Below are 20519 nucleotides of genomic sequence, written 5' to 3'. Positions count from 1 at the left end.
TGATCATCGAAGAATCGATCAGGTGCTTTTTTGAAAAGTGACACGAAGCGTTTTTAGAAGGATGCATAAGAAAGGGTTTTTTGCATGTACAAGAAAATGATCATTACGGTGTTCATCCTTTTCGGACTGCTGCTGATCTCTTCTCCTTATATCAAAGGTGGAATTATAGCTTATCTTAGCAAAAGCCAGAGTGAATCGGCCTTAACTGTGGAGCAGCTGAAAAAAAATAATGAGAGAGAAGCGGAATATGAATTTGATTCAATCGAGCCGCCTGAGTTGATGGATGCTGTAAAGGCCGGCTTTAATCACGATCAAAAAGCGGTTATCGGGCGGATAACAATTAAAAGTGTCGATCTGGAGCTTCCGATCGTAAAAGGCACAACCAATGAAAATCTTTTGATAGGGGCGGCAACAATGCGCCCGGATCAAAAAATGGGTGAGGGAAATTATCCGTTGGCGGGCCATCATTTGAAGCAAAAGAATCTTCTGTTCGGACCTCTGGAAAATATAAAAACAGGTGCCCAAATTGTCATCACGGATTTTAAAAAGGATTATATCTATTCTGTAACATCTAAAGACATCATATCGGAAATGGATGCAGATGTAGTTGAGGAGACAAACAAAAAAGAGATTACGTTAATCACATGTGACAAGGCTGTCAAAACTGAAGGGCGCCTTGTTGTGAAAGGGGAATTGGTTGATTCTTTTGGCCATACAAATTAAATATGCAAGAGTGAAAGCACGAAAAGAAAAGCTGCCGTTCAAAACGGCAGCTTTTTTCATGCAGAACATATTTATTCAAAAAGTCTATTGTGATGCTCTTCGGTTCTGTGTCTGTTTCGGGGAACATGCCCCCTCATATTTATAATTTTTGCTTAAATGCCTCAATGAGTTTTGTTCCTGTATAGCCCTCTTTTACAAGGGACTCGAGAATGGTTTCAGTGCCCTGCTGTTTTCTTGTGACCATTTGTCCATAGAGTAAAACCTGGATGCTTTCTTCCAGCTTGACGATATTTTTCACTGCTGCTGTCAGCTGGGCGGGGCGATTGCTTTTTTTCGTGATCGTTACAAATACTTTGGCTTCAGATTGGCTGTTTTGCAGCTGTTCAAAAAAAGACAGATGTTCTTTCTGTACAAGCGCCTCAATCAGCCAGTGATTTTCACCGTCTTCTTTATTTATAATCAGTCCGTCAATAAGGGGAAACTGTTCAATTGATTGTTCTTCCTTGTCCACTCGTTCCACATTCAGGTCAACCAGTTTAAAGGTTTTCATTTCTTCTCACCCCGATTACTTCCAAAGTTTTCTTGCCTTCCATTATAACATAAACGTTTTCGAGGAAAAAACGCTGCAATGCTGGGGCAAAAGAATTTTGTATGAGCGAAACATTTAATAATTTCTATTTTTTCATTATACTGTAACTGACTATGGATTACGGAGAGATGTGGTATGAATCAATTTCGTTTAAAAGAAATTTATATTGACGGCGCTCCTTCTGAAAGCCATTTGATTCAAAAGGAAGTAACATACATGTTAAGCCGTAAAGAAGTGTTTGAGGTTCATTTGAACAAAAAAGGAAGAATAAGTTTTTTATACGAAACACAAGATGGCATGGAGCAGTATAAAATCAAGCTGTCAATGCCGGAAAAAAAATTGAGCTTTCAGTGGTTTGCGTGGGATGGCTCTTCCTATGTGCGCATGAATACGCAGAACTGGCTGACAAAGCAAATCTTTTTCCGTTTTTTAAAAAGTACATATTTCTTTAAAGGAAAAAAGCAAAAGATGTTTTTAGCTGAAGGAAAAATGAAAACAAAAGATAAAAACAGAGGCTGAAAGCCATTTTTAAGCGTTTTTCTTTTCTTGTTGCATCATTTACAATACATACAACCGCAAGGAGAGGAGGAATCGCATGTTCAATCAGGTCATGCTTGTCGGCCGTCTTACAAAAGATCCTGATCTTCGCTACACTTCCGCCGGTGCGGCAGTTGCACATGTTACGCTCGCGGTGAACCGCAGCTTCAAGAATGCTTCAGGTGAAATCGAAGCTGATTACGTCAATTGCACACTTTGGAGAAAAACAGCTGAAAACACGGCGTTGTATTGCCAAAAAGGTTCTCTCGTCGGCGTAAGCGGACGGATTCAGACAAGAAGCTATGAAAACGCGGAAGGCGTTAACGTGTATGTAACAGAAGTGTTGGCTGACACTGTTCGTTTTATGGACCCTAAACCCCGGGAAAAAGCTGCTGATTGACACCCCTTGCTCCTCCCGTTATCTATCCATTCACTATTATCCGGATCTTCGCATCATCCCCTCAAAATTGACCAGTCGACCAGACTGGTTCTTTCTTTTTGTCTACTTAGGAAAAATTGGTTCTCTCGACGCATTTTTACTTAAGATCACTTATTAATGTTGAATAAAATTAAATAAAAACTTATAATTGCTTATAAATGATTGCTGAGAAAAGGAATGAGGGCGTGTACCAAGAAGAAAGATTAGTAGCGATTTTGGATTTTTTAAAACAGCATAACCGAATTACAACGGAGCAGATCTGTACGCTCCTGCAAGTGTCAAGGGATACAGCGCGACGAGATCTTGTGAAACTTGAGGAACAGAATGCCATCATCCGCACAAGAGGCGGCGCCATTTTGCCGACTGTGCATCAGAAAATTCAAAGCTATTCCGGCCGCCTGAAAACAGTGTCTGAGGAAAAAAATAAGATCGGCAGGCTTGCAGCATCGCTTATTCATGATGGTGACCGGGTGATTTTAGACGCCTCTACAACTGTTCAGGCATGTGCAAAGCATTTGAATGCGGTTGATTGTACGGTAATCACCAATTCGATTAATCTTGCGGATGTGCTGTCCGATAAAGAGGGAATTGAAATTTATCTGCTGGGAGGCAAGCTGGAAAAGGAGCACCGCTTTCTGTACGGGTCCTCTGTGATTGAAAAACTCTCAAGCTACCATGTTGATAAAGCGCTGATTGGTGTGGTCGGTATTTCCGAACATGGCATTACAATTGCGCATGAAGAGGATGGCATGGTGAAGCGGAAAATGATACAGCAGGCAAAGCAGGTCATCGCGCTTGCAGACCATTCGAAGCTGGGCAGCACCAGTTTTTATCAGTATGCGGAACTGAATGAAATCGACCTCTTGATTACAAACAGGCTGCCGAATCAGGCATTTTGTGACTTGCTTGACCGAAACGGCGTTGAGCTTCTCGTGACAGAGCAGGATGAAGGAAAGGACTGACAAACGTGAAATTAATTGCGATTGACTTAGATGGAACCTTACTCAACAGCAAGCATCAGGTAAGCTTGGAAAATGAAAACGCACTGCGGCAGGCGCAGCGGGATGGCATTGAAGTGGTGGTGTCAACTGGGCGCGCTCATTTTGACGTCAAGTCAATTTTTGAACCGCTGGGGATCAAAACATGGGTCATCAGTGCAAACGGCGCCGTCATTCACGATCCCGACGGCAGGCTTTATCATCACGAAACGATTGATAAGAAACGGGCGTATGACATTCTCTCATGGCTTGAGTCGGAAAACTATTATTATGAGGTATTCACAGGTTCAGCGATTTATACTCCGCAAAACGGCAGAGAACTTCTTGATGTTGAGCTGGACAGATTCAGAAGCGCAAATCCGGAAGCGGATCTTTCTGTCCTTAAGCAGGCGGCCGAGGTGCAATACAGCCAATCGGGCTTTGCTTACATTAACTCCTTTCAAGAGCTGTTTGAAGCCGATCAGCCAATCGATTTTTACAATATTCTCGGCTTTTCTTTCTTCAAAGAAAAGCTTGAGGCAGGCTGGAAAAGATATGAGAATGCCGAAGATTTGACGCTTGTCAGTTCGGCTGAGCACAACTTTGAGCTTTCTTCCCGCAAAGCTTCCAAGGGGCAGGCGCTGAAGAGGCTTGCGGAACAGCTGAATATTCCGCTCGAGGAAACCGCTGCTGTAGGTGACAGTTTAAATGACAAATCGATGCTGGAGGCTGCGGGAAAAGGTGTAGCGATGGGCAATGCCCGGGAAGACATCAAATCAATAGCCGATGCTGTCACCTTAACCAATGACGAAGACGGTGTCGCACATATGATAAAACATTTGCTGTAGGTATATGTGCTGCTCCAAAAGCGCATCCTGTTGATAACCGGCGTAACGGATTTTTTGGAAATTCGGCGTGACGGCTATGAACGGAAAAAAGCTGGCTCTAAAAGAGCCAGCTTTTTTAGTCATGATTATTGCGCTGTAGCGCTTAGTGTAAACAATTCTTCAAGCTCCTGTGTGGAAAGCTCGGTAATCCAGTTTTCACTTTGGATAATTTGATCGTTCAGGGTTTGCTTGGATTCAAGCATGACATCAATTTTTTCTTCGATTGTTCCCGTCGTAATCATTTTATGAACGTGGACAAAGCGCTCCTGGCCTATGCGGTATGCACGGTCAGTCGCTTGATTTTCAACCGCCGGGTTCCACCATCTGTCATAATGGATGACGTGATTGGCGGCGGTCAAATTAAGTCCGGTGCCTCCAGCTTTGAGTGAAAGAATCAGTGTCGGATATTCTTTCCTTTGAAATTTCTCAACGAGTGTATCCCGCTCTTGCTTGGAGAGACTCCCATTTAAAAATTGCACAGGTTCCCCGAACGTTTTTTCAAGCAGCCGCTTCATCATGTTCCCCATCTGAATGTATTGCGTGAAAATCAGGCAGCTTTCGTTTTGGGTGCGGATCGCTGTCATCAGTTCCAGCAATTTTTCGAGCTTGACTGATCTGCCGGCCAGCAGCTCGGTTTGCTCTTCCTTTAAATAAAGCGCGGGATGATCGCATATTTGCTTGAGCCGTCCAAGCATGCTGAGGATCAGCGCTTTTCGCTGCATGCCGGTCAGGGATGTCATATGGTCAAAAGTGTCTTTGACGAGCTGCTCATAAAGGGATGCCTGCTCGGCTGACAGCGGGATAAATTCTTTTTCTTCCAGCTTCTCAGGAAGATTAAGCGCGACCTCTTCATCCCGTTTCGTCCGGCGGAGAAGGAATGGCCGGATTAATTGCTGAAGCTGTCCGATTCTCTTTTCGTCCCGGTCTTTTTCGATCGGCAGCACATAGCGTTTATGGAAGCCGGTCAAACTGCCGAGGTAGCCTTTATTCATGAAGTCAAAAATAGACCACAGCTCAGTCAGTCGGTTTTCCATCGGCGTGCCGCTCAGCGCGATATGGTGAAGACCCTTCAGCTTCCTGATTGCGCGTGACTGCTTCGTATGCGCGTTTTTAATATTTTGCGCTTCATCAAGGCAGATCGTGTTCCATGTCACAGAAGAAAGCTCTTCAGTATCGGCATGTGACAGACCGTATGAAGTGAGCACCACGTCTGCGTTTTCATAATGCGCGGCGAAATCATCACCCTTTGGCCGGCGCGGCCCATAATGGAGTGCGACAGACAGATCAGGGGCAAAGGTTTGAAGCTCCCGCTGCCAGTTGCCAAGTACGGATGTCGGCGCAATAATCAAATGAGGCGTTTTTTGCCGGCCTATTTCCTTCACGTGAAGGAAATAGGCGATCATTTGAATCGTTTTCCCAAGCCCCATATCGTCAGCCAGACAGGCGCCAAAACCGCTTTCCCGCAGAAACAGCAGCCAGTTCATGCCGTATTTCTGATAAGGGCGGAGCGTTCCTTTGAAAGAAGGACTGACTTCGTGCTCCGGCAGGTTTTCCGCGGCAGTGAGCTTTCGAATCAGTGACCTGAGCTGTTTAGACAGATCAAACTGAATGCCGGCAAAAGCGGATGTATCAATCAGATCCGAATCCTCAAGTCCGCCCTCCTGCTGATCCATTAGCTCGCGCGCCAGAATATCAGACATGTGGAGTCCCTCTGATTCTGCTTTTTCCATCAGGCGTTTCATCTGTTTGATAAACTGCGGATCGATTTTAACCCATTGCCCGCGGATATTAACAAGGCGCCTGTTGCTGGCGACAAGCTCATTAAATTCAGCCTCAGTCAGTTCAATTCCATTTGTAGCAAACCGCCAGTTGAAATCAAGCAGTGCATTCATGCCGACAAATGACTCGCCGCGCGGGGAGGAAGACACCTTTGCTTTCAGCATCATGTTGCTGTCTCTGACAATCTGCCACCAGGACGGCAGGAGGATTTCTACCCCCATATCGACAAGCGTCTCACTTGCTTCTGACAGGAAGATCCAGGCTTCTTCCTCCGAGATCAGCGTTGTCCCGGAATCAAACGACAGCCACGGAACCGTTCTGTGAAAGCGGTCCTGCTCACGCACGATTTTATCGCTGTACGCTTGCCACGATTTTTTAAGGCTTTTCAGTCCGTCAAAGAATTCTACAGCGCCGCTCTTTTTATCGCGTAAAAACATCTCGATCTTCCATTCGTCTCCGTCAAAGTCCGGTTCATTTAAGCGCAAGCCGACAGTAAATGGAGATTGGTCGTCAATCCAGCCAATGCCTTCCAGAAAATCCTCTTCATCAAGAAAATGGCCGCGGAATGTCGTAACAGCAGGCGATTTCTCCTTGATATGTTCCCATTTCTCCCGCAGGTCATCGTCGTATTGGATGTAATCCTGCACGGCAGCGGAAAACCATTCCGCAGTAAAGCCTTCCAGTATATTATCGCGGTCCTTCCAGCGAAAAACACCGTTTGTCCATGCGTCATAGTCAGGCAGAAAATCGCCGTCCGCGATAAATTCATAGATGGTCGATGCCGCCTCGATCAGCGGCTCGGTTTCTTCTGTAAGCTGCACGGAGCTGAATGAGTTGAACGAGTTTTTGCCGAGAAGCTCTACAGTCATCCATGGAGATAGCAGGACAGCAGTCGTCCCGATGAAGCTGACATCCTCTAGAAAGGTTCCGTAAAATGAGGATTCATGCCATTGGAACAAATGCTTTTTCATATGGCTGTAGGGAAGAGGCTGCTCATTTTCATCAAAGGCTGAGAGCGTAAATGACCCATCTTCCATTTGTTCGACGTGGATGAGAATTTCTTTAAGACTCGCCATCAATCAACTTTCCTTTCTGCAGTTCTTCTTGAAGCGCACGCAGGCGCTTGTAATGCGAGCTCAGTAGCTGAATATACCGCTCCCACACCTTCTGCTTTTTCGCTTTTTTGTACAGGGTGCGCAATTTTTTCAAATACCGGGCGGCTTCCTTGTACGAGCTGCGGTTCTTCTGATCAATGAAAAAAGCCACTTCTCTATGGTAAGCCGGTATAAGCGCCTCAGGGTCGCTCGCTGCAATTTCCTTGAGCATCATTTTATCCATTTCATTGATGGAAAAGCCGACAAGGCTATGAATTTCAATCCACTCGGCATAGCGTTTTTTCTCATATAAATGATGGCTGTATTCTGTGAACGTATACGGCAGACAGCCCGCGGCAAAGCGCTCAAACAGCGCTTGATCATTGGTTTGCTTCACATAGGCATTCAACAGAAGGAACAGCTCGCCGATCACATCGCGAATCTCTTTAAACGGCTTATCCAGCTTCGTATAACCCATCGCAATTGGTTCAATTTGCTGGTACCATGTTTTAAGCCGTTTCCAGTCCTTCTTGGCAGTCATTTCACTCAGCCATTGGAACGTATAAGGGAGCGCTTCCGGCGGGAATTGATCCGCTTCCGCAAAAATAACGTCATCATTTTTTTGCAGGAATTCCAAATGCAGGCGCCCGAATTGCAATTCGGGAGAAAAACGCCGACCTGCTTCTTTTTTCAACATTTCCTGTTCACGTTGCACCCATTTTGGCCGCGACAGCAGCGCACTCCAAATTTCACCAAAGACACGGATGCGTTCATATTGGAAAATTTCTTCTTTCAACAGCAAAGGTCGGATAACATCCGGTGTTTTATCCAAAAACGGATCAAGCGCAAAAGACAGCGCGTACGTTTTTAATTTATCAATAGAGCTGTAGATTGTATCCATCAGCTGTTCAACGTACGGATTGAGGGAATAAAAATCTTGTTCGGGGTTCAGCTTGCCCGCTTCAATCAATGTGAACATGCGAAGCCAAACCGCGATCGCGGAATGAATCTGGTACAGGCTTTTCAGCTCCGGCTTGTTCGGCGCATGTTTTTTTAATGCGGACAGGTAGCCGTAATAGAGGCCCTGCATGTTTTGGCTGCCTTCTGGCGTACGTGCCTGCCAGAGAGAAAACTCTGAATCAAAAAAAGCAAGCCAGCTTGAAAGCGATTCTTCATTAGGCAGCACCTTTTCCTGAAACTGGCGGCGGACGAGCTCTTTGCTTTCCTCAAGCTTTTCCCTCTCCAGCCAATACTCTGTAAAAGTACCCACTCGCTCGAACATTGCATATACATATAAAAACACAGCCAGCATATGGCGGCAGATTCTTCCGGACGGACATGAACAGCCGCTTTTGACTATGACAAACAAGTTCAATGTGACCCGCACAGGCACAACATCCTGCACGTAAGCCGTAACTTCCGTCGGACTCACTGCTTGTAAACGATAGACTGAATCCTGCCGATATAAAATAAGGGCTTTTTTGATCAGCTGAACATTTTCCTCATTGTAAGGAAGAAGTTCTTTTAACTGTTCAGCAGATGCCAGCACATCGTCTTTGGAAATCATATTCTGAAGCATGATTATCGCTCCTAACCGAGTCACGTAATAAAAAGATCCAATTTCTCTATTATATCGCAACACATCGGCCTTAAAAAGTTTTTCCTAAAAAAGGACATAAAAAATGGGATGTGTCGAATGATGTATTAGAGATTGCAAATTGATAACCAGCATCATATAATAATCGTGTTTTCAACTTAATGGAAGCTGAAAGGAATAAAAAGATGAGTGAAAAGAAATTGAATCAAGAAGAATTTCTGAAAATTTTGATGCATGCACATGAAATTGGTGAGCAGTCATCTGAGATGACGACGAAGGAAATGCTTGAAAATTTGATTTCTCATATTAAAAATGGATATGCAACATAAAAATCCCGCACGCCTTTAGCGGGATTTTTTTATGCGAGATTACGTGACTGCACGAATAAGAGAAAATGAGACAGCACTGTCAACACAGTAAATATAGCGCTTACATAAAAAAGAGTAACATATCGTTTTGTAAAAAAATGTCGAATTATGTCACGTGAAAAGCTGGAGAAATGCGGTTTCAACGTTGTATAATCGTAAATGGAAAAGGATGTTATAAGAGATTTGGAGGTATCATGGGAGAATCTACTAGCTTAAAAGAGATATTATCAACGTTAACAAAACGCATACTTTTGATTATGATTGTAACCGCAGCTGCCACTGCTGCCGGCGGACTCATTAGTTTCTTCGCACTTACACCCATCTATGAAAATTCAACTCAGATTCTGGTCAACCAATCGAAAAATGAACGAAAAGAAGTCCAATTTAACGATGTCCAAACCAATCTTCAGTTAATCAATACGTACAATGTCATCATTAAGAGCCCTGCCATCTTAGATGAAGTCATTAAAGAAATGGGCCTGTCGATGACATCCCAAGAACTGAATGACAAAATTACCGTATCCAGCGAACAGGACTCCCAAGTGGTCAACATATCAGTCAGGGATGAAAACGCGGAAACAGCGGCTCATATTGCCAATACTATAGCATCTGTTTTTCAAGACAAAATCACATCCATTATGAATGTTGACAATGTCAGCATTCTGTCAAAAGCCGAGGTTTCAGAACATCCGTCCCCTGTATCGCCAAGGCCGCTTCTAAACATTGCCATCGCGTTTGCGGCAGGATTGGCGGGAAGCATCGGACTGGCCTTCCTGCTTGAGCATTTGGATAATACGATCAAATCGGAAGAGCAGCTCGAATCCTTGCTGGACATACCTGTTTTAGGGACAGTTTCCACCATTGCGAATGAGCAGAAAACAGCAAAGACCTTACAGGGTTTCCAATCTGAAAAAACGGGGAGTGGACATTTTGGCGCTTAGAAAAAGCAGAGGCTCGTGGATGCGGAGAAATGTCATTGCAATGACAGAGCCGAAATCCTTGAACTCTGAACAATATCGGACGATTCGCACGAATATAGAATTTGCTTCAGTGGACCGGCAAATGAAATCAGTCATGATTACATCGGCTTGTCCGGGGGAAGGAAAATCGACAACGGCCGCCAACCTGGCTGTCGTATTCGCCCAACAGGGAAAAAAAGTGCTCCTGATTGATGCTGATTTGCGAAAACCAACAGTACATACGGCCTTTTTTCTTGAAAATACGGTTGGCTTAACATCTGTTTTATTAAAGAAAAGCTCTATGGAGCAGGCTGTACAAGCATCGAATGAAAAACATCTTGACGTGCTGACGAGCGGCCCGATCCCGCCAAACCCGGCCGAGCTTCTCTCCTCGAAGTGGATGAAGGAGCTTGCATACGAAGCGTGTGCGGCATATGATATGGTCATTTTTGATACGCCGCCTATTCTTGCCGTAGCAGATGCACAGATTTTAGGCAACGTGGCAGACGGTTCTGTTCTGGTTATTTCAAGCGGGAAAACAGAAAAAGAACAAGCCGCAAAAGCGAAAGAGGCGCTTGAAACGTGCAAAAGCAAGCTCCTCGGGGCGATTATGAACGGCAAAAAGCTTTCGAAGCACTCTGAATACGGATATTACGGAAACAAGGACAATTTCATGCAAAATAAATAACGTGCATCGTGCCCGTTATTTATTTTTGCGAAAAAAGGGGGCTAGGACATGATCGATATTCACTGTCACATTCTTCCCGCAATGGATGACGGGGCAGGTGATTTGGCCGACAGCATAGAAATGGCAAGAGCCGCTGTTCGTCAGGGAATCCGGACGATCATTGCGACACCTCATCATAACAACGGTGTGTATAAAAACGAGCCAGCCGCAGTCAGAGAAGCAGCAGATCAGTTAAACAAACGTTTAATCAAAGAAGACATTCCTTTACATGTGCTTCCGGGACAGGAAATCAGAATCTACGGCGAGGTGGAACAAGACCTTGCCAAACAGCAGCTGCTTTCGCTGAATGATACAAAACACATCTTGATTGAGTTTCCGTTTGATCACGTTCCCCGATATGCGGAGCAGCTTTTTTATGATTTGCAGCTGAAAGGATATATTCCGGTTATCGCCCATCCTGAACGCAACAGGGAAATTCGCGAAAACCCGTCCTTGCTGTATCATCTTGTGGAAAAAGGAGCAGCATCTCAGATTACTTCAGGAAGTCTTGCGGGGACCTTCGGCAAGCAGCTGAAAGCATTTTCTCTCCGGCTGGTTGAAGCCAATTTGATCCATTTCGTAGCCTCAGATGCCCATAATGTGAAAATGAGAAATTTTCACACTCAAGAGGCCCTTTATGTTCTAGAGAAAGAGTTCGGCCCGGATCTTCCTTACATGCTGAAGGAAAATGCAGAGCTTCTCCTGCGGAATCAGACCATCTTCAGACAGCCTCCGCAACCGGTCAAAAGAAGAAAATTGTTTGGTCTTTTTTAACAGCCGATTCTCATTTCACCACTTTCTTTTTGAGAGCGATATAATAGTGTATTGTATGGTTGAATCACATTTCAGAAATCTGTACAGGCTGTACCCGACAGGCTATGCGGGAGATCATTCGCATTCATGATAGGATGTTCTCATACGATATTACGGAAGCTGCAAAGCAGCAATTTAACTGTTGGAGGGAAACAATGAATATAACAGTCATCGGAACAGGCTATGTCGGTCTTGTGACAGGTGTTTCTCTTTCTGAGATTGGACATCATGTAACCTGCATTGATATTGACGCTCACAAGATTGATGAAATGAGAAAGGGCATTTCCCCCATATTTGAACCAGGTCTTGAAGAGCTGATGAGAAAAAATACAGCTGATGGACGGCTGAACTTTGAAACGAGCTATGAGAAAGGCTTGGCACAGGCAGACATCATTTTTATAGCGGTCGGCACACCGCAGAAAAGCGACGGGCACGCCAATCTGGAGCAAATTACAGATGCGGCCAAACGCATCGCAAAGCATGTCAAACGAGATACAGTCGTGGTAACGAAAAGCACAGTGCCCGTTGGGACAAACGATTTGATTAATGGACTGATCACTGAACATCTAGCGGAGCCTGTCAGTATTTCGGTCGCATCCAATCCAGAATTTTTGCGTGAGGGGTCGGCGATCTATGATACCTTTCATGGTGACAGGATCGTGATCGGGACGGCCGATGAGAAAACAGCAAATACGCTGGAGGAGCTCTTCCGTCCGTTTCAAATCCCGATTTACCAAACGGATATCAGAAGCGCCGAGATGATCAAATATGCCTCAAATGCTTTTCTGGCCACTAAGATCAGTTTTATAAACGAAATTTCGAATATATGTGAAAAGGTCGGCGCCGATATTGAAGCAGTCGCGTACGGGATGGGACAGGATAAGCGGATCGGGAGCCAGTTTTTGAAAGCGGGCATAGGCTACGGCGGCTCTTGTTTTCCAAAGGACACAAACGCCCTCGTGCAAATTGCCGGCAATGTCGAGCATGATTTTGAACTGCTGAAATCGGTTATCAAAGTCAACAACAATCAGCAGGCGATGCTGGTTGATAAAGCGCTGAACAGGCTCGGCGGGGTGACGGGAAAAACGATTGCCCTTTTAGGCCTGTCATTTAAACCGAATACCGACGATATGAGAGAAGCGCCGTCAATTGTTATTGCAGACCGTCTCGCTGCGCTCGACGCCCGTATCAGAGCCTACGATCCCATTGCAGTTAGCCATGCAAAGCATGTTCTCCCGCAAGCTGTTGAATATAAAGAGACGATCGAGGAAGCTGTCAAAGGGTCTGACGCCGTCATGATTTTAACCGACTGGGCTGACATTAAACAATTCCCGTTAGCGGCTTATCAGGATTTGATGGAAACGCCGCTCATATTTGACGGCAGAAACTGCTACACATTGGATGAGGCTTTGGCTGCAGGAGTGGAGTATTATTCTGTCGGACGAAAGGCGGTTGTGCCGTCGGGTTCAATTCAATAATTGAAAAAGAAAGGCTGGTTGCGCACCAGTCTTTTTTTTCATCTATTGCGGGGTGCTGAATACATTTGCTACTATTTAACTATTGTTTGGAAAATTATACAGAAGTAGGGCTTCTTTAAACATTCGTTTGAAAAACATTAGAAGAAAACCAGAAAATAAAACCTTCCAAAAATAATTGGAGATGCCGGAAAAGGAGAGTCATCTGATGAATCATTTGCCTGAAAAAATGAGAACGTACCGCGAATTGCTGGAGAAATCAGCGAAAGAATACGTGAAATTGAATGTCCAAAAAGGGAAAACAGGACGATATGACAGCAAAATTGCCGGTGACCCCTATTTCCCCAAGCATGAAATATACCCGACTGATGAAAATGGACAGCCGATGAAGCTTCTGGCACAGATTAATTTCTCGCACATTCCCCAGCTTGGCGGCTATCCTTCTTCGGGTATCCTGCAGTTCTACATTTCTGTTCATGATGATGTCTATGGATTGAATTTTGACGATCAATGTGAACAAAAGAATTTTAGAGTGATCTATTTTGAAAATATCATAGAAAACGAAGACGAGCTTGTTTCTGATTTTTCATTTATTGGCACAGGCGAATGTGATTTTCCGATTTTATCAGAAGCGGCAGTCGAGCCTGTGAAATCTTCGGAATGGGTGCTGCCTACAGATTTTCAATTTGAGCAGTATACGGGCATGGAAACAATGGAGTTCTTTGGCCAGTTCGGCGAGGATGAAGAAGATGTTTACAATGAACTGGCTGAAAACGGATTTGGCCATAAAATTGGCGGATACGCTTCTTTTACCCAGCATGATCCGCGGGAATACGCATATAAAGAACACACCATCATGCTTTTACAAATTGATTCAGACGATGATATCGATTCAATGTGGGGAGACGTCGGCATCGCCAATTTTTTCATCACACCTGAAGATCTAAGGAAAAAAGACTTTTCAAACGTTCTGTACAACTGGGACTGCAGCTAATACAAGCTTTTGATCCAAAGGGTCACACCTGATGCCAATAGGATCAGAAGCGGGAAATAATATAAGCCAAAAGACAAAATCAGACGTGGCCGAACCGATGAAGAACATAAACATGAACAGAGGCAGATCAACAACATCTGCCTCTTTCAAGTGCCTTTATAACTATGACATTAGGTGATTTCATTTTATAAAACGCTTTTATTAGCTGTATAACGAACAAAAACAAGATCAAATACCTACATTTCAAGAGCGTTATATGCCTAAATTAAGCCATTTACCCTATTTAAGCCGCCTTCTGGCTATTTTAAAATATAATATATGGAAATAAAGTATGGAAAAGTCTATCTTCATCAGCCCCTCCATACGACTTTTTGAGTATTAAGAGGTGATTCAGATGGGTTATGAAAGTATGCTAGCGGATATCAAAAGTTCGCTCAACGGAAAAATTTCCGACGTGGAAGACAAGATCGAAAAACTGAAAAAAGCAAAAAAGGACATAGACACACTGCAAGAAGAGGCAATCACTGAAATCAAAGAAATTGTGAAACCTGAATTGGGCAAGCATTGGACGGGAACAAAAGCCGATGATTTCGACAAGGGAAGAGAAGAGGCGAAATTGGAAGCATCTAAGATTGTGAATGATAAATATAACGAGTATATGGCTTCGATTCAGATGGAGATTATTCAGTTGGAATCTATGAAATTTCTCTATGACAAAGAATTAAAGCTAGCGAATTTTGCTGGTCATACTCTTGCTAAGGGTGAAGAATTCTTGGAGGATGCTGTTAATCAAATTAAATCTATTAAATTGTGGTGATCTTTTTTATGTCAGAAATTAAATTGAAATACGATACTGTAATCAAAACATTAGATTCTGTCAAAGATGCGCTTGCTGACGTATCAATCGGCGCCGCGGGGTCCAATGGAAAAAACAAACTCGATTATACGAAAAAATATCATGAGCGTGAGGAGAACATCAAAACCATGCTCGGAGATTACAAAAAAGCGGTACAGAAAAATATCGAGGATACAAAGGATAATGTAGATTCACTCAAAGAGCAGGACGAGGCGATAGCGGTAAAATAGAAAAGAAAGGGCAGTGCGATGAGTAAAGTATTTGAATCAAAATCTTTAATCGAAGAAGCGAAGAGCAGAAAAAAGCAATATGAGACGCTTGAAGAGCAACTGAACACGCTGAAAAAAGCATTTCAGGGAGTTGCAGATTTAGGCGATAATTTTAAAGGCAAAGGCGCGGACAATATTAAAGATTTTTTTCAGGGACAGGCGGAAATCGTAGACAGCTGGCTGACGCTTGTCTCTGCTCAAATTGCGTTTTTAAATGGCATTTCAGGAGATATTAAAGATCAAGAACTGAATGATTCATATGTAGAAACTTCTTTTTTAGATCATGAGCTGCCCAATGGAGACCTGAAAGCCTCAGAGATAGTCTCCGCCCATAAAGAAGAAATCGATTCTATTTTGTCAGGCATCAGCGATATTATTGATCTCGACATGTACACGCTTGATGACTATGCAGATAAGATGGGCGATGCCCAAAAAATCAGACGTGACACGATCACAGCTGTCGATAAGCTTGATGAATCCCTGACCACTGAATATCAAAATTTAGAATCTCTGGACAACGCAGTGCTCACCAAATATTCCGTTCTCATGCAGGCCACCAGCAACGGGAAGAGCGCTTCTCCTATGTACTATGACAAAAAAGCCTTCCACAGCAATGAAGTCTACAAAAGCGTCATTGAAGTAGAAAATCAAGGAACAACCTATATCGATGCAAAAACCCAGCAAGCAGAAGCAAGACGTCTCCAGGAAAAAGCCGAGGAAGAAGCAAACAAACCATGGTACGAAAAAACATGGGATGGAGTTTGCAACTTTACTGGAGAAGTCACTGGCTATTATGATTATAAAAGAGCAACTGAAGGCGTTGACCCGGTTACCGGAGAAAAACTCTCCACCGCAGAACGTGTGACAGCAGGAGCTATGGCTGCAGCCGGATTTATACCAGTCGTCGGCTGGGCAGGCCGGGCCTTCAAAGGCGGAAAAGCCATCTACAAAACCGGAAAAGCTGCTATCGCGGCTGAACACGCTTTAGATGCCTACAAAACCGGCAAATCCTTAGACATTCTCAAAATGACAGAAATGGGCGCATACGGCCTTGTTGCGTCAAACGGATTCTCAGAAGCAGTGACAGGCAGAGATATGTTTGGAAACAAAGTGTCTGAGGAGAAGCGGAAAACGGGTGCGCTGGAAGCGGCATTGAGTTTGGTTGGTGCTGGTGCATTGGCGAAACACATTGATAAAGGCATCCCGCTTGCAAAATCGCCACAAGTAGCAAAAGTTGAAAAAGGGAAAAAGATTCTAGATCAAGTAAAAGAATTCAAAGTGCCGACGAATGTAAAAATTCGTGTCCACAAGACTGTTACACCGGATGGGACAACTTTCCCAATTGTTCACGCTGATGTGAAAACGAAAGCTGTGAAAGATCTTGGGGTTGTGAAGATGGTGGGTAGAGGTAAAGGCACTAAGGGTCCGATGATAGAGCAGAAGAGGAGAATACCGGGACGACCGGGTCATACAACAAAAAGTGATTCAACTGAACTTGGGAAAAACTTGTTAGAATCTATGGGATTACCGCGGTCGTCAAAATGGACTGGATACCAAGCCCAACATATTATTCCTGGAGAACTATATAACCATCCTATAATTAAAAAAATTGGAATGGAAACAAATCATGCATCGAATGGTATTTTCTTACCAATCCCTGCAGAGGCAATAAGTACTTTGTCTAGACATAGAGGTTATCATAGTGTTTATAATAATGTTGTAAAAAAACAGTTAAATAAAATGGACATTAATGAAAGTGTTGAAGTTTTAGAACAACAAGTCTATGAATTACAGCAAAAACTAAAATTAGGGGTAGAAAAAGGAATACCTCTTTATAAATCGAAAATCAAAAATGTAGAAAAATTTTATAAAAGGGGTCAAAATAAAAAGCTCCCTATTTGGCAAAGAGGTGGGGGAGCTACAGAGGAATTATGGGAAAGGTGGTTAAATAAATGAGTAGTTACGGTAAATATAGTGATTTAGTGGAAGAGGTAATTGACTTTATTAAACACGGAGAATTATTTAAGAATAATAATCGGAATTTGTCTGATATTACACTTATAGAAGATTTTGAGATAGCGCAACAATTAGCATGGTCTCAAGATACTGATGAAGTTGAAGTAGTTTGGCAAGATGTAAAATCAAATGAAAGCGGACAGTTGTTGGGTATAATTTTAAGTGATGAGCGCTTAAAAACATTAGATGAAGAATTGTCGAATATTTTCAATTCTGATGATAACTATTCTGAAGATTTCATTCCTATGGATTTTTGGGATATTGCTGAAGAAGTAGAGTCAGATCTGTATAAATGTGCAATCAATCGTCTAGTAAACGGTAATAACGACAATCTTTTTGAGAAAATGTTTCAAGTGTATAAAGCAGGTGGATGGCCTTGTGGATGGAAAGGTATATACCCTGAAGGTCAATTAGTCGCTTTTATCCCCCCTAAAGATATGAATAATTAGTGTATTTATTTGGGGCGCACCCAGGAACGAACTATATTAATAAAATAATGCATGAGAAAGGATTTATTGAACTCAGTTATTTGTATGATTACTACGATACTGTGTATGAGTGGAGTGAATTGCCGCATATACAGCCTTTCAACAGGAGATTAACATTAGGAGATGCCTTGTTTACTGATGTATTAGAATTGCTGTAGTTAAAACTTGCCGTGTTGTTATCGGCAAGTTTTTTTACAATCATGAGGCTTTTTAAAGATTGGCCAATGAAGGACAAGGAGAAGCGGGATGGAAAGAAACCATATTTCTCAACTGCAGCCATTAAAAATCTGTAATGGCTGGTCTGTAGTTCTGAACAATTTATGTTCAGAAAAAAGAATGCAAGAAAAATGTGAATTACTAATACTACAAAATGAAAAACGTAATGCTGTTATGAAGGCAGTATATGAAAATAATCAATACCATATCAAAGTAGCTGGCTTAAAAATAGATAAGATTTATGAAGATGAGTCTTTTGATGAAATAGAACAATTATTAGAAGAGTTAGAATATCAAATCTGGAGTGTGGGAAGCGGGGTTTTAGAGGGTTTGCAGCCACTAAGCCAACAGATTCCCAATTTTTTAAGGCTAAAGATACCGGCTGGTTGGACTGTTGATTACATTACATTAAACGATACTGATCCTAAGAAGCTAGAGGCAAATGATGATGCTTGGTTATTTGACTTTAATCAAGATCTCCTGCAGATTTCTCATAAGACAAAAAATTTGCTGCTTGACGTAGGGTGGTACCCAGAAGGTGATCCAGCCGGAAGCTATGGGATTGAACTGATAAAAAACGAAGATTGGGAAAATCCTTTAGAGGATATTATGTGTACTGAACTTAAAGAATTAATTAAACAATTGGATTATATTTTTATGAAAGAAATGAAAAATGAATATTAATAAAAAAGCAGATTATACTATCTGCTTTTTTCAATGATATAATTTGGTGTCATTGCTAGAATCGACATGCAGGACAATTGAGCGCGAAGAGAGGGAAACAAGTAAAATGGAAATACATCAAATTCACGATTTTCATCTAAAAGATGAATCGGATTTTGTTCAAACACAACAATCCCTTAGAAATCGTATCAACCTATCCCCCACGATCCATCCAGACTCCATCAACACCTGCGCAGGCGTCGATCTCGCCTATTGGGAGCAGAACGGAGAACCATACGGAGTGTGCAGTATTATCGTGATTGACGCTGATACAAAAGAAGTCATTGAAAAAGTGCACAGCATGGGGAGAATCAGCGTGCCGTATGTTTCCGGTTTTCTTGCGTTTCGTGAGCTGCCTTTGATCATCGAGGCGGCGAAAAAGCTGGAGATGGAGCCGGATGTCTTCTTGTTTGATGGCAACGGATATCTGCATTACAACCATATGGGCGTTGCCACTCATGCGGCTTTTTTTCTCAATAAGCCGACGATTGGGATAGCGAAAACCTATCTCAAAATCAAAGGCTGCGATTTCGTGACGCCTGAAAATGAAGTAGGCGCATACACCGATATTCTCAATGACGGTGAGGTATATGGACGGGCGCTGCGAACGCGGCGGGACGTGAAGCCTATTTTCTTGTCTTGCGGTAATTATATTGATTTAGACAGCAGCTATCAGATCACGATGAGCTTGATCAATCAAGAAAGCAGGCTGCCGATCCCTGTCCGCCTGGCTGACCTTGAAACACATGTTTTGCGAACGTTTTACACGTGATTCCTATATACAGGGCATGAGAACCATATATCAAAAAGCATTTCTGGACCAAAATAAAAAAGCACCTATCCAGGTGCTTTTTTCTATAAATGAGGGATCACAAGGCCCCCATATAAAAACGCCGCGATAATCAAAAATGCCGGATGCATTTTGAATTTTGTCATGGCAAGGAGGGAGATCCCCGCAATCATAATAGATTGGATCCAGCCGATCGCTTTGATGCCGTCTGCGCCGATTTGCCAGGTAAGAATGAGCATCATGACCGCGATGACAGGCTGGACGGACAGCGTCATGCCTTTGATGACAGGTGATTGGCGGAAGCGCTGGATGATGCGCAGCAGGACGATCAATGCGAGCGCCGACGGTACGACGGTTGCGATCAGGGCAATTAGGAAGCCGGGCCACCCGCCTGCGCTGTAGCCGACATACGCAGCGATTTTCGTGGCGATCGGGCCCGGCAAAGCGTTCGCAAGTGCGAGCATATTTGAGAATTGATCGTTTGAGAGCCAGCTGTATCTGTTTACGACTTCTTCAAACATTAGCGGGATAGACGCAGGTCCGCCGCCATATCCCAGTAGGTTTGCGATAAAAAACGCCATAAATAAATAGATCGATATCATGAGGCTGACATTCCTTTATCTTTTGAATGTTTATTTGTGATTTTGTCTTTCAGTTTAAAATGAAACGCCCCGTACGCTAAGAAAATGATAATGACCAGGCCGGGATTAATCTGTAAAGTTTGCAGGCCGATAAAAGCGATGATAAAAAACAGGATGCCGGTAACCCAGCCGAAACCTTTAAGCGCTTTTTGGCCAAACTCGTACGCCATGATTCCGAGCATTACCGCAATTACCGGCGTGACGGCACCGATCATGCCTGCAACAATTGCTGAATGGCTTAACACATTTACAGCCGCAAATAAGCCCACCATCGCAAGACATGTAGGCAGAATGTGGGCGAGGGTCGCCACAACTGCACCTAATGTGCCTTTTAGCTTAAAGCCCAGATAAGCAGCCATTTTGGTGGCAATCGGTCCGGGAAGCGCATTAGCGATTGCTAATATTTCTCCGAATTCATCATCGTCAATCCATTTATATTTATTGACCGCTTCATGGCGGATCAGCGGAATCACGGAAGGTCCGCCGCCGAACCCTAATATGCCGGTGCGAACCATTGCGGCCGTCATATCCCGATAAGGATGGTTTTTCATTCGTTTCTCTC

Annotated in this window: 23 protein-coding genes; 18 read left to right on the top strand and 5 right to left on the bottom strand. The window is 43.4% G+C overall.

Features of this window, described 5'->3' with window-relative positions:
- Window positions 1-84: 84 nt before the first annotated feature.
- The gene (locus NYE56_RS18425; RefSeq protein WP_326208686.1) at window positions 85-723 is read left to right on the top strand and encodes a class A sortase; all 639 of its coding nucleotides are present in this window, start codon (window positions 85-87) and stop codon (window positions 721-723) included.
- A gap of 139 nt (window positions 724-862) precedes the next feature.
- On the opposite strand, the gene NYE56_RS18420 is transcribed toward NYE56_RS18425, so the two are convergent.
- Window positions 863-1273, bottom strand: a complete 411-nt coding sequence (locus tag NYE56_RS18420) for a YwpF-like family protein (RefSeq protein WP_003227794.1) — start codon at window positions 1271-1273, stop codon at window positions 863-865.
- Between the two features lie 174 nt (window positions 1274-1447).
- On the opposite strand from NYE56_RS18420, the gene ywpG reads away from it, so the two are divergent.
- From ywpG to ywpJ, 4 genes are all read left to right on the top strand, one after another.
- Window positions 1448-1831, top strand: a complete 384-nt coding sequence (gene ywpG, locus NYE56_RS18415; RefSeq protein ID WP_014478204.1) for a DynA interaction protein YwpG — start codon at window positions 1448-1450, stop codon at window positions 1829-1831.
- 76 nt (window positions 1832-1907) lie between these two features.
- Window positions 1908-2249 (top strand): single-stranded DNA-binding protein SsbB, encoded by a 342-nt coding sequence (ssbB, locus tag NYE56_RS18410; protein ID WP_014478203.1) that lies wholly within the window; start codon window positions 1908-1910, stop codon window positions 2247-2249.
- A 224-nt stretch (window positions 2250-2473) separates the two neighbouring features.
- The gene (gene glcR, locus NYE56_RS18405) at window positions 2474-3250 is read left to right on the top strand and encodes a transcriptional regulator GlcR (protein ID WP_133954617.1); all 777 of its coding nucleotides are present in this window, start codon (window positions 2474-2476) and stop codon (window positions 3248-3250) included.
- Between the two features lie 5 nt (window positions 3251-3255).
- Complete coding sequence (gene ywpJ, locus NYE56_RS18400; RefSeq protein WP_341284229.1) at window positions 3256-4113, top strand: phosphatase YwpJ; 858 nt, start codon at window positions 3256-3258, stop codon at window positions 4111-4113.
- A gap of 125 nt (window positions 4114-4238) precedes the next feature.
- Here ywpJ and NYE56_RS18395 read toward each other — a convergent pair whose 3' ends face one another.
- Together NYE56_RS18395 and NYE56_RS18390 are read right to left on the bottom strand one after the other, a co-directional pair.
- The gene (locus NYE56_RS18395; RefSeq protein ID WP_341284228.1) at window positions 4239-7007 is read right to left on the bottom strand and encodes a DEAD/DEAH box helicase; all 2769 of its coding nucleotides are present in this window, start codon (window positions 7005-7007) and stop codon (window positions 4239-4241) included.
- Window positions 6994-8604, bottom strand: coding sequence for an SWIM zinc finger family protein (locus tag NYE56_RS18390; RefSeq protein ID WP_341284227.1), 1611 nt, complete (start codon window positions 8602-8604; stop codon window positions 6994-6996). The genes NYE56_RS18395 and NYE56_RS18390 overlap by 14 nt, the downstream gene beginning before the upstream one ends.
- Window positions 8605-8807: 203 nt before the next feature.
- On the opposite strand from NYE56_RS18390, the gene NYE56_RS18385 reads away from it, so the two are divergent.
- The 13 genes from NYE56_RS18385 to NYE56_RS18325 all read left to right on the top strand — a co-directional run bounded on the left by NYE56_RS18385 (window position 8808) and on the right by NYE56_RS18325 (window position 19298).
- Window positions 8808-8951, top strand: a complete 144-nt coding sequence (locus tag NYE56_RS18385) for a hypothetical protein (protein ID WP_003242876.1) — start codon at window positions 8808-8810, stop codon at window positions 8949-8951.
- Window positions 8952-9184: 233 nt separating this feature from the next.
- The gene (tkmA, locus tag NYE56_RS18380) at window positions 9185-9931 is read left to right on the top strand and encodes a protein-tyrosine kinase activator TkmA (protein WP_080529894.1); all 747 of its coding nucleotides are present in this window, start codon (window positions 9185-9187) and stop codon (window positions 9929-9931) included.
- Window positions 9921-10637: a tyrosine-protein kinase PtkA gene (ptkA, locus tag NYE56_RS18375; protein ID WP_335449777.1), complete on the top strand. Its 717-nt coding sequence runs from the start codon at window positions 9921-9923 to the stop codon at window positions 10635-10637. The genes tkmA and ptkA overlap by 11 nt, the downstream gene beginning before the upstream one ends.
- Before the next feature lie 48 nt (window positions 10638-10685).
- Window positions 10686-11450, top strand: coding sequence for a tyrosine-protein phosphatase (locus NYE56_RS18370; protein WP_341284226.1), 765 nt, complete (start codon window positions 10686-10688; stop codon window positions 11448-11450).
- Between the two features lie 194 nt (window positions 11451-11644).
- The gene (gene uglF, locus NYE56_RS18365; protein ID WP_163131378.1) at window positions 11645-12967 is read left to right on the top strand and encodes a UDP-glucose 6-dehydrogenase UglF; all 1323 of its coding nucleotides are present in this window, start codon (window positions 11645-11647) and stop codon (window positions 12965-12967) included.
- 205 nt (window positions 12968-13172) lie between these two features.
- Window positions 13173-13958, top strand: a complete 786-nt coding sequence (locus NYE56_RS18360; RefSeq protein WP_341284225.1) for a YwqG family protein — start codon at window positions 13173-13175, stop codon at window positions 13956-13958.
- A gap of 97 nt (window positions 13959-14055) precedes the next feature.
- Window positions 14056-14136 carry a hypothetical protein gene (locus tag NYE56_RS18355; protein ID WP_268556097.1) on the top strand — a complete coding sequence of 27 codons (81 nt, stop codon included), beginning with the start codon at window positions 14056-14058 and terminating at the stop codon, window positions 14134-14136.
- A 216-nt stretch (window positions 14137-14352) separates the two neighbouring features.
- Entirely contained in the window at window positions 14353-14775 is a 423-nt protein-coding gene (locus NYE56_RS18350; RefSeq protein ID WP_268555915.1) for a YwqH-like family protein, read from the top strand.
- An 8-nt stretch (window positions 14776-14783) separates the two neighbouring features.
- Window positions 14784-15044, top strand: a complete 261-nt coding sequence (locus NYE56_RS18345; RefSeq protein ID WP_003227825.1) for a YwqI/YxiC family protein — start codon at window positions 14784-14786, stop codon at window positions 15042-15044.
- Between the two features lie 18 nt (window positions 15045-15062).
- Window positions 15063-17039: a T7SS effector LXG polymorphic toxin gene (locus NYE56_RS18340; RefSeq protein ID WP_341284224.1), complete on the top strand. Its 1977-nt coding sequence runs from the start codon at window positions 15063-15065 to the stop codon at window positions 17037-17039.
- The gene (locus NYE56_RS18335; RefSeq protein ID WP_341284223.1) at window positions 17036-17548 is read left to right on the top strand and encodes a cytoplasmic protein; all 513 of its coding nucleotides are present in this window, start codon (window positions 17036-17038) and stop codon (window positions 17546-17548) included. Before NYE56_RS18340 ends, NYE56_RS18335 begins: the two co-directional genes overlap by 4 nt.
- Before the next feature lie 285 nt (window positions 17549-17833).
- Entirely contained in the window at window positions 17834-18487 is a 654-nt protein-coding gene (locus NYE56_RS18330; protein ID WP_341284222.1) for a hypothetical protein, read from the top strand.
- Between the two features lie 106 nt (window positions 18488-18593).
- The gene (locus NYE56_RS18325) at window positions 18594-19298 is read left to right on the top strand and encodes an endonuclease V (protein ID WP_341284221.1); all 705 of its coding nucleotides are present in this window, start codon (window positions 18594-18596) and stop codon (window positions 19296-19298) included.
- A gap of 83 nt (window positions 19299-19381) precedes the next feature.
- Here NYE56_RS18325 and chrA read toward each other — a convergent pair whose 3' ends face one another.
- Both chrA and chrB read right to left on the bottom strand, forming a co-directional pair.
- Window positions 19382-19918, bottom strand: coding sequence for a chromate resistance efflux protein ChrA (gene chrA, locus NYE56_RS18320; protein ID WP_341284220.1), 537 nt, complete (start codon window positions 19916-19918; stop codon window positions 19382-19384).
- On the bottom strand, window positions 19915-20508 hold the full coding sequence (gene chrB, locus NYE56_RS18315; RefSeq protein WP_015251064.1) for a chromate efflux transporter subunit ChrB: 594 nt from the start codon (window positions 20506-20508) through the stop codon (window positions 19915-19917). The genes chrA and chrB overlap by 4 nt, the downstream gene beginning before the upstream one ends.
- Window positions 20509-20519 lie beyond the last annotated feature (11 nt).

Origin of the sequence: Bacillus sp. FSL R5-0603 (assembly GCF_038050295.1) — a bacterium.
Taxonomy (GTDB): domain Bacteria; phylum Bacillota; class Bacilli; order Bacillales; family Bacillaceae; genus Bacillus; species Bacillus subtilis.
This window is presented reverse-complemented; position numbering and strand designations above follow the sequence as displayed.

What these genes read in the sequence shown, in the direction of transcription:
- NYE56_RS18385 (WP_003242876.1), top strand. Translation starts at nt 8,808, where the DNA reads ATGAGTGAAAAGAAATTGAATCAAGAAGAATTTCTGAAAATTTTGATG.
- NYE56_RS18420 (WP_003227794.1), bottom strand. Translation starts at nt 1,273, where the DNA reads ATGAAAACCTTTAAACTGGTTGACCTGAATGTGGAACGAGTGGACAAG.
- ssbB (WP_014478203.1), top strand. Translation starts at nt 1,908, where the DNA reads ATGTTCAATCAGGTCATGCTTGTCGGCCGTCTTACAAAAGATCCTGAT.
- NYE56_RS18325 (WP_341284221.1), top strand. Translation starts at nt 18,594, where the DNA reads ATGGAAATACATCAAATTCACGATTTTCATCTAAAAGATGAATCGGAT.
- NYE56_RS18390 (WP_341284227.1), bottom strand. Translation starts at nt 8,604, where the DNA reads ATGCTTCAGAATATGATTTCCAAAGACGATGTGCTGGCATCTGCTGAA.
- NYE56_RS18340 (WP_341284224.1), top strand. Translation starts at nt 15,063, where the DNA reads ATGAGTAAAGTATTTGAATCAAAATCTTTAATCGAAGAAGCGAAGAGC.
- NYE56_RS18395 (WP_341284228.1), bottom strand. Translation starts at nt 7,007, where the DNA reads ATGGCGAGTCTTAAAGAAATTCTCATCCACGTCGAACAAATGGAAGAT.
- NYE56_RS18350 (WP_268555915.1), top strand. Translation starts at nt 14,353, where the DNA reads ATGGGTTATGAAAGTATGCTAGCGGATATCAAAAGTTCGCTCAACGGA.
- NYE56_RS18360 (WP_341284225.1), top strand. Translation starts at nt 13,173, where the DNA reads ATGAATCATTTGCCTGAAAAAATGAGAACGTACCGCGAATTGCTGGAG.
- NYE56_RS18425 (WP_326208686.1), top strand. Translation starts at nt 85, where the DNA reads ATGTACAAGAAAATGATCATTACGGTGTTCATCCTTTTCGGACTGCTG.
- ywpG (WP_014478204.1), top strand. Translation starts at nt 1,448, where the DNA reads ATGAATCAATTTCGTTTAAAAGAAATTTATATTGACGGCGCTCCTTCT.
- NYE56_RS18335 (WP_341284223.1), top strand. Translation starts at nt 17,036, where the DNA reads ATGAGTAGTTACGGTAAATATAGTGATTTAGTGGAAGAGGTAATTGAC.
- NYE56_RS18345 (WP_003227825.1), top strand. Translation starts at nt 14,784, where the DNA reads ATGTCAGAAATTAAATTGAAATACGATACTGTAATCAAAACATTAGAT.
- NYE56_RS18330 (WP_341284222.1), top strand. Translation starts at nt 17,834, where the DNA reads ATGGAAAGAAACCATATTTCTCAACTGCAGCCATTAAAAATCTGTAAT.
- NYE56_RS18370 (WP_341284226.1), top strand. Translation starts at nt 10,686, where the DNA reads ATGATCGATATTCACTGTCACATTCTTCCCGCAATGGATGACGGGGCA.
- tkmA (WP_080529894.1), top strand. Translation starts at nt 9,185, where the DNA reads ATGGGAGAATCTACTAGCTTAAAAGAGATATTATCAACGTTAACAAAA.
- chrA (WP_341284220.1), bottom strand. Translation starts at nt 19,918, where the DNA reads ATGATATCGATCTATTTATTTATGGCGTTTTTTATCGCAAACCTACTG.
- chrB (WP_015251064.1), bottom strand. Translation starts at nt 20,508, where the DNA reads ATGAAAAACCATCCTTATCGGGATATGACGGCCGCAATGGTTCGCACC.
- NYE56_RS18355 (WP_268556097.1), top strand. Translation starts at nt 14,056, where the DNA reads ATGAAGAACATAAACATGAACAGAGGCAGATCAACAACATCTGCCTCT.
- uglF (WP_163131378.1), top strand. Translation starts at nt 11,645, where the DNA reads ATGAATATAACAGTCATCGGAACAGGCTATGTCGGTCTTGTGACAGGT.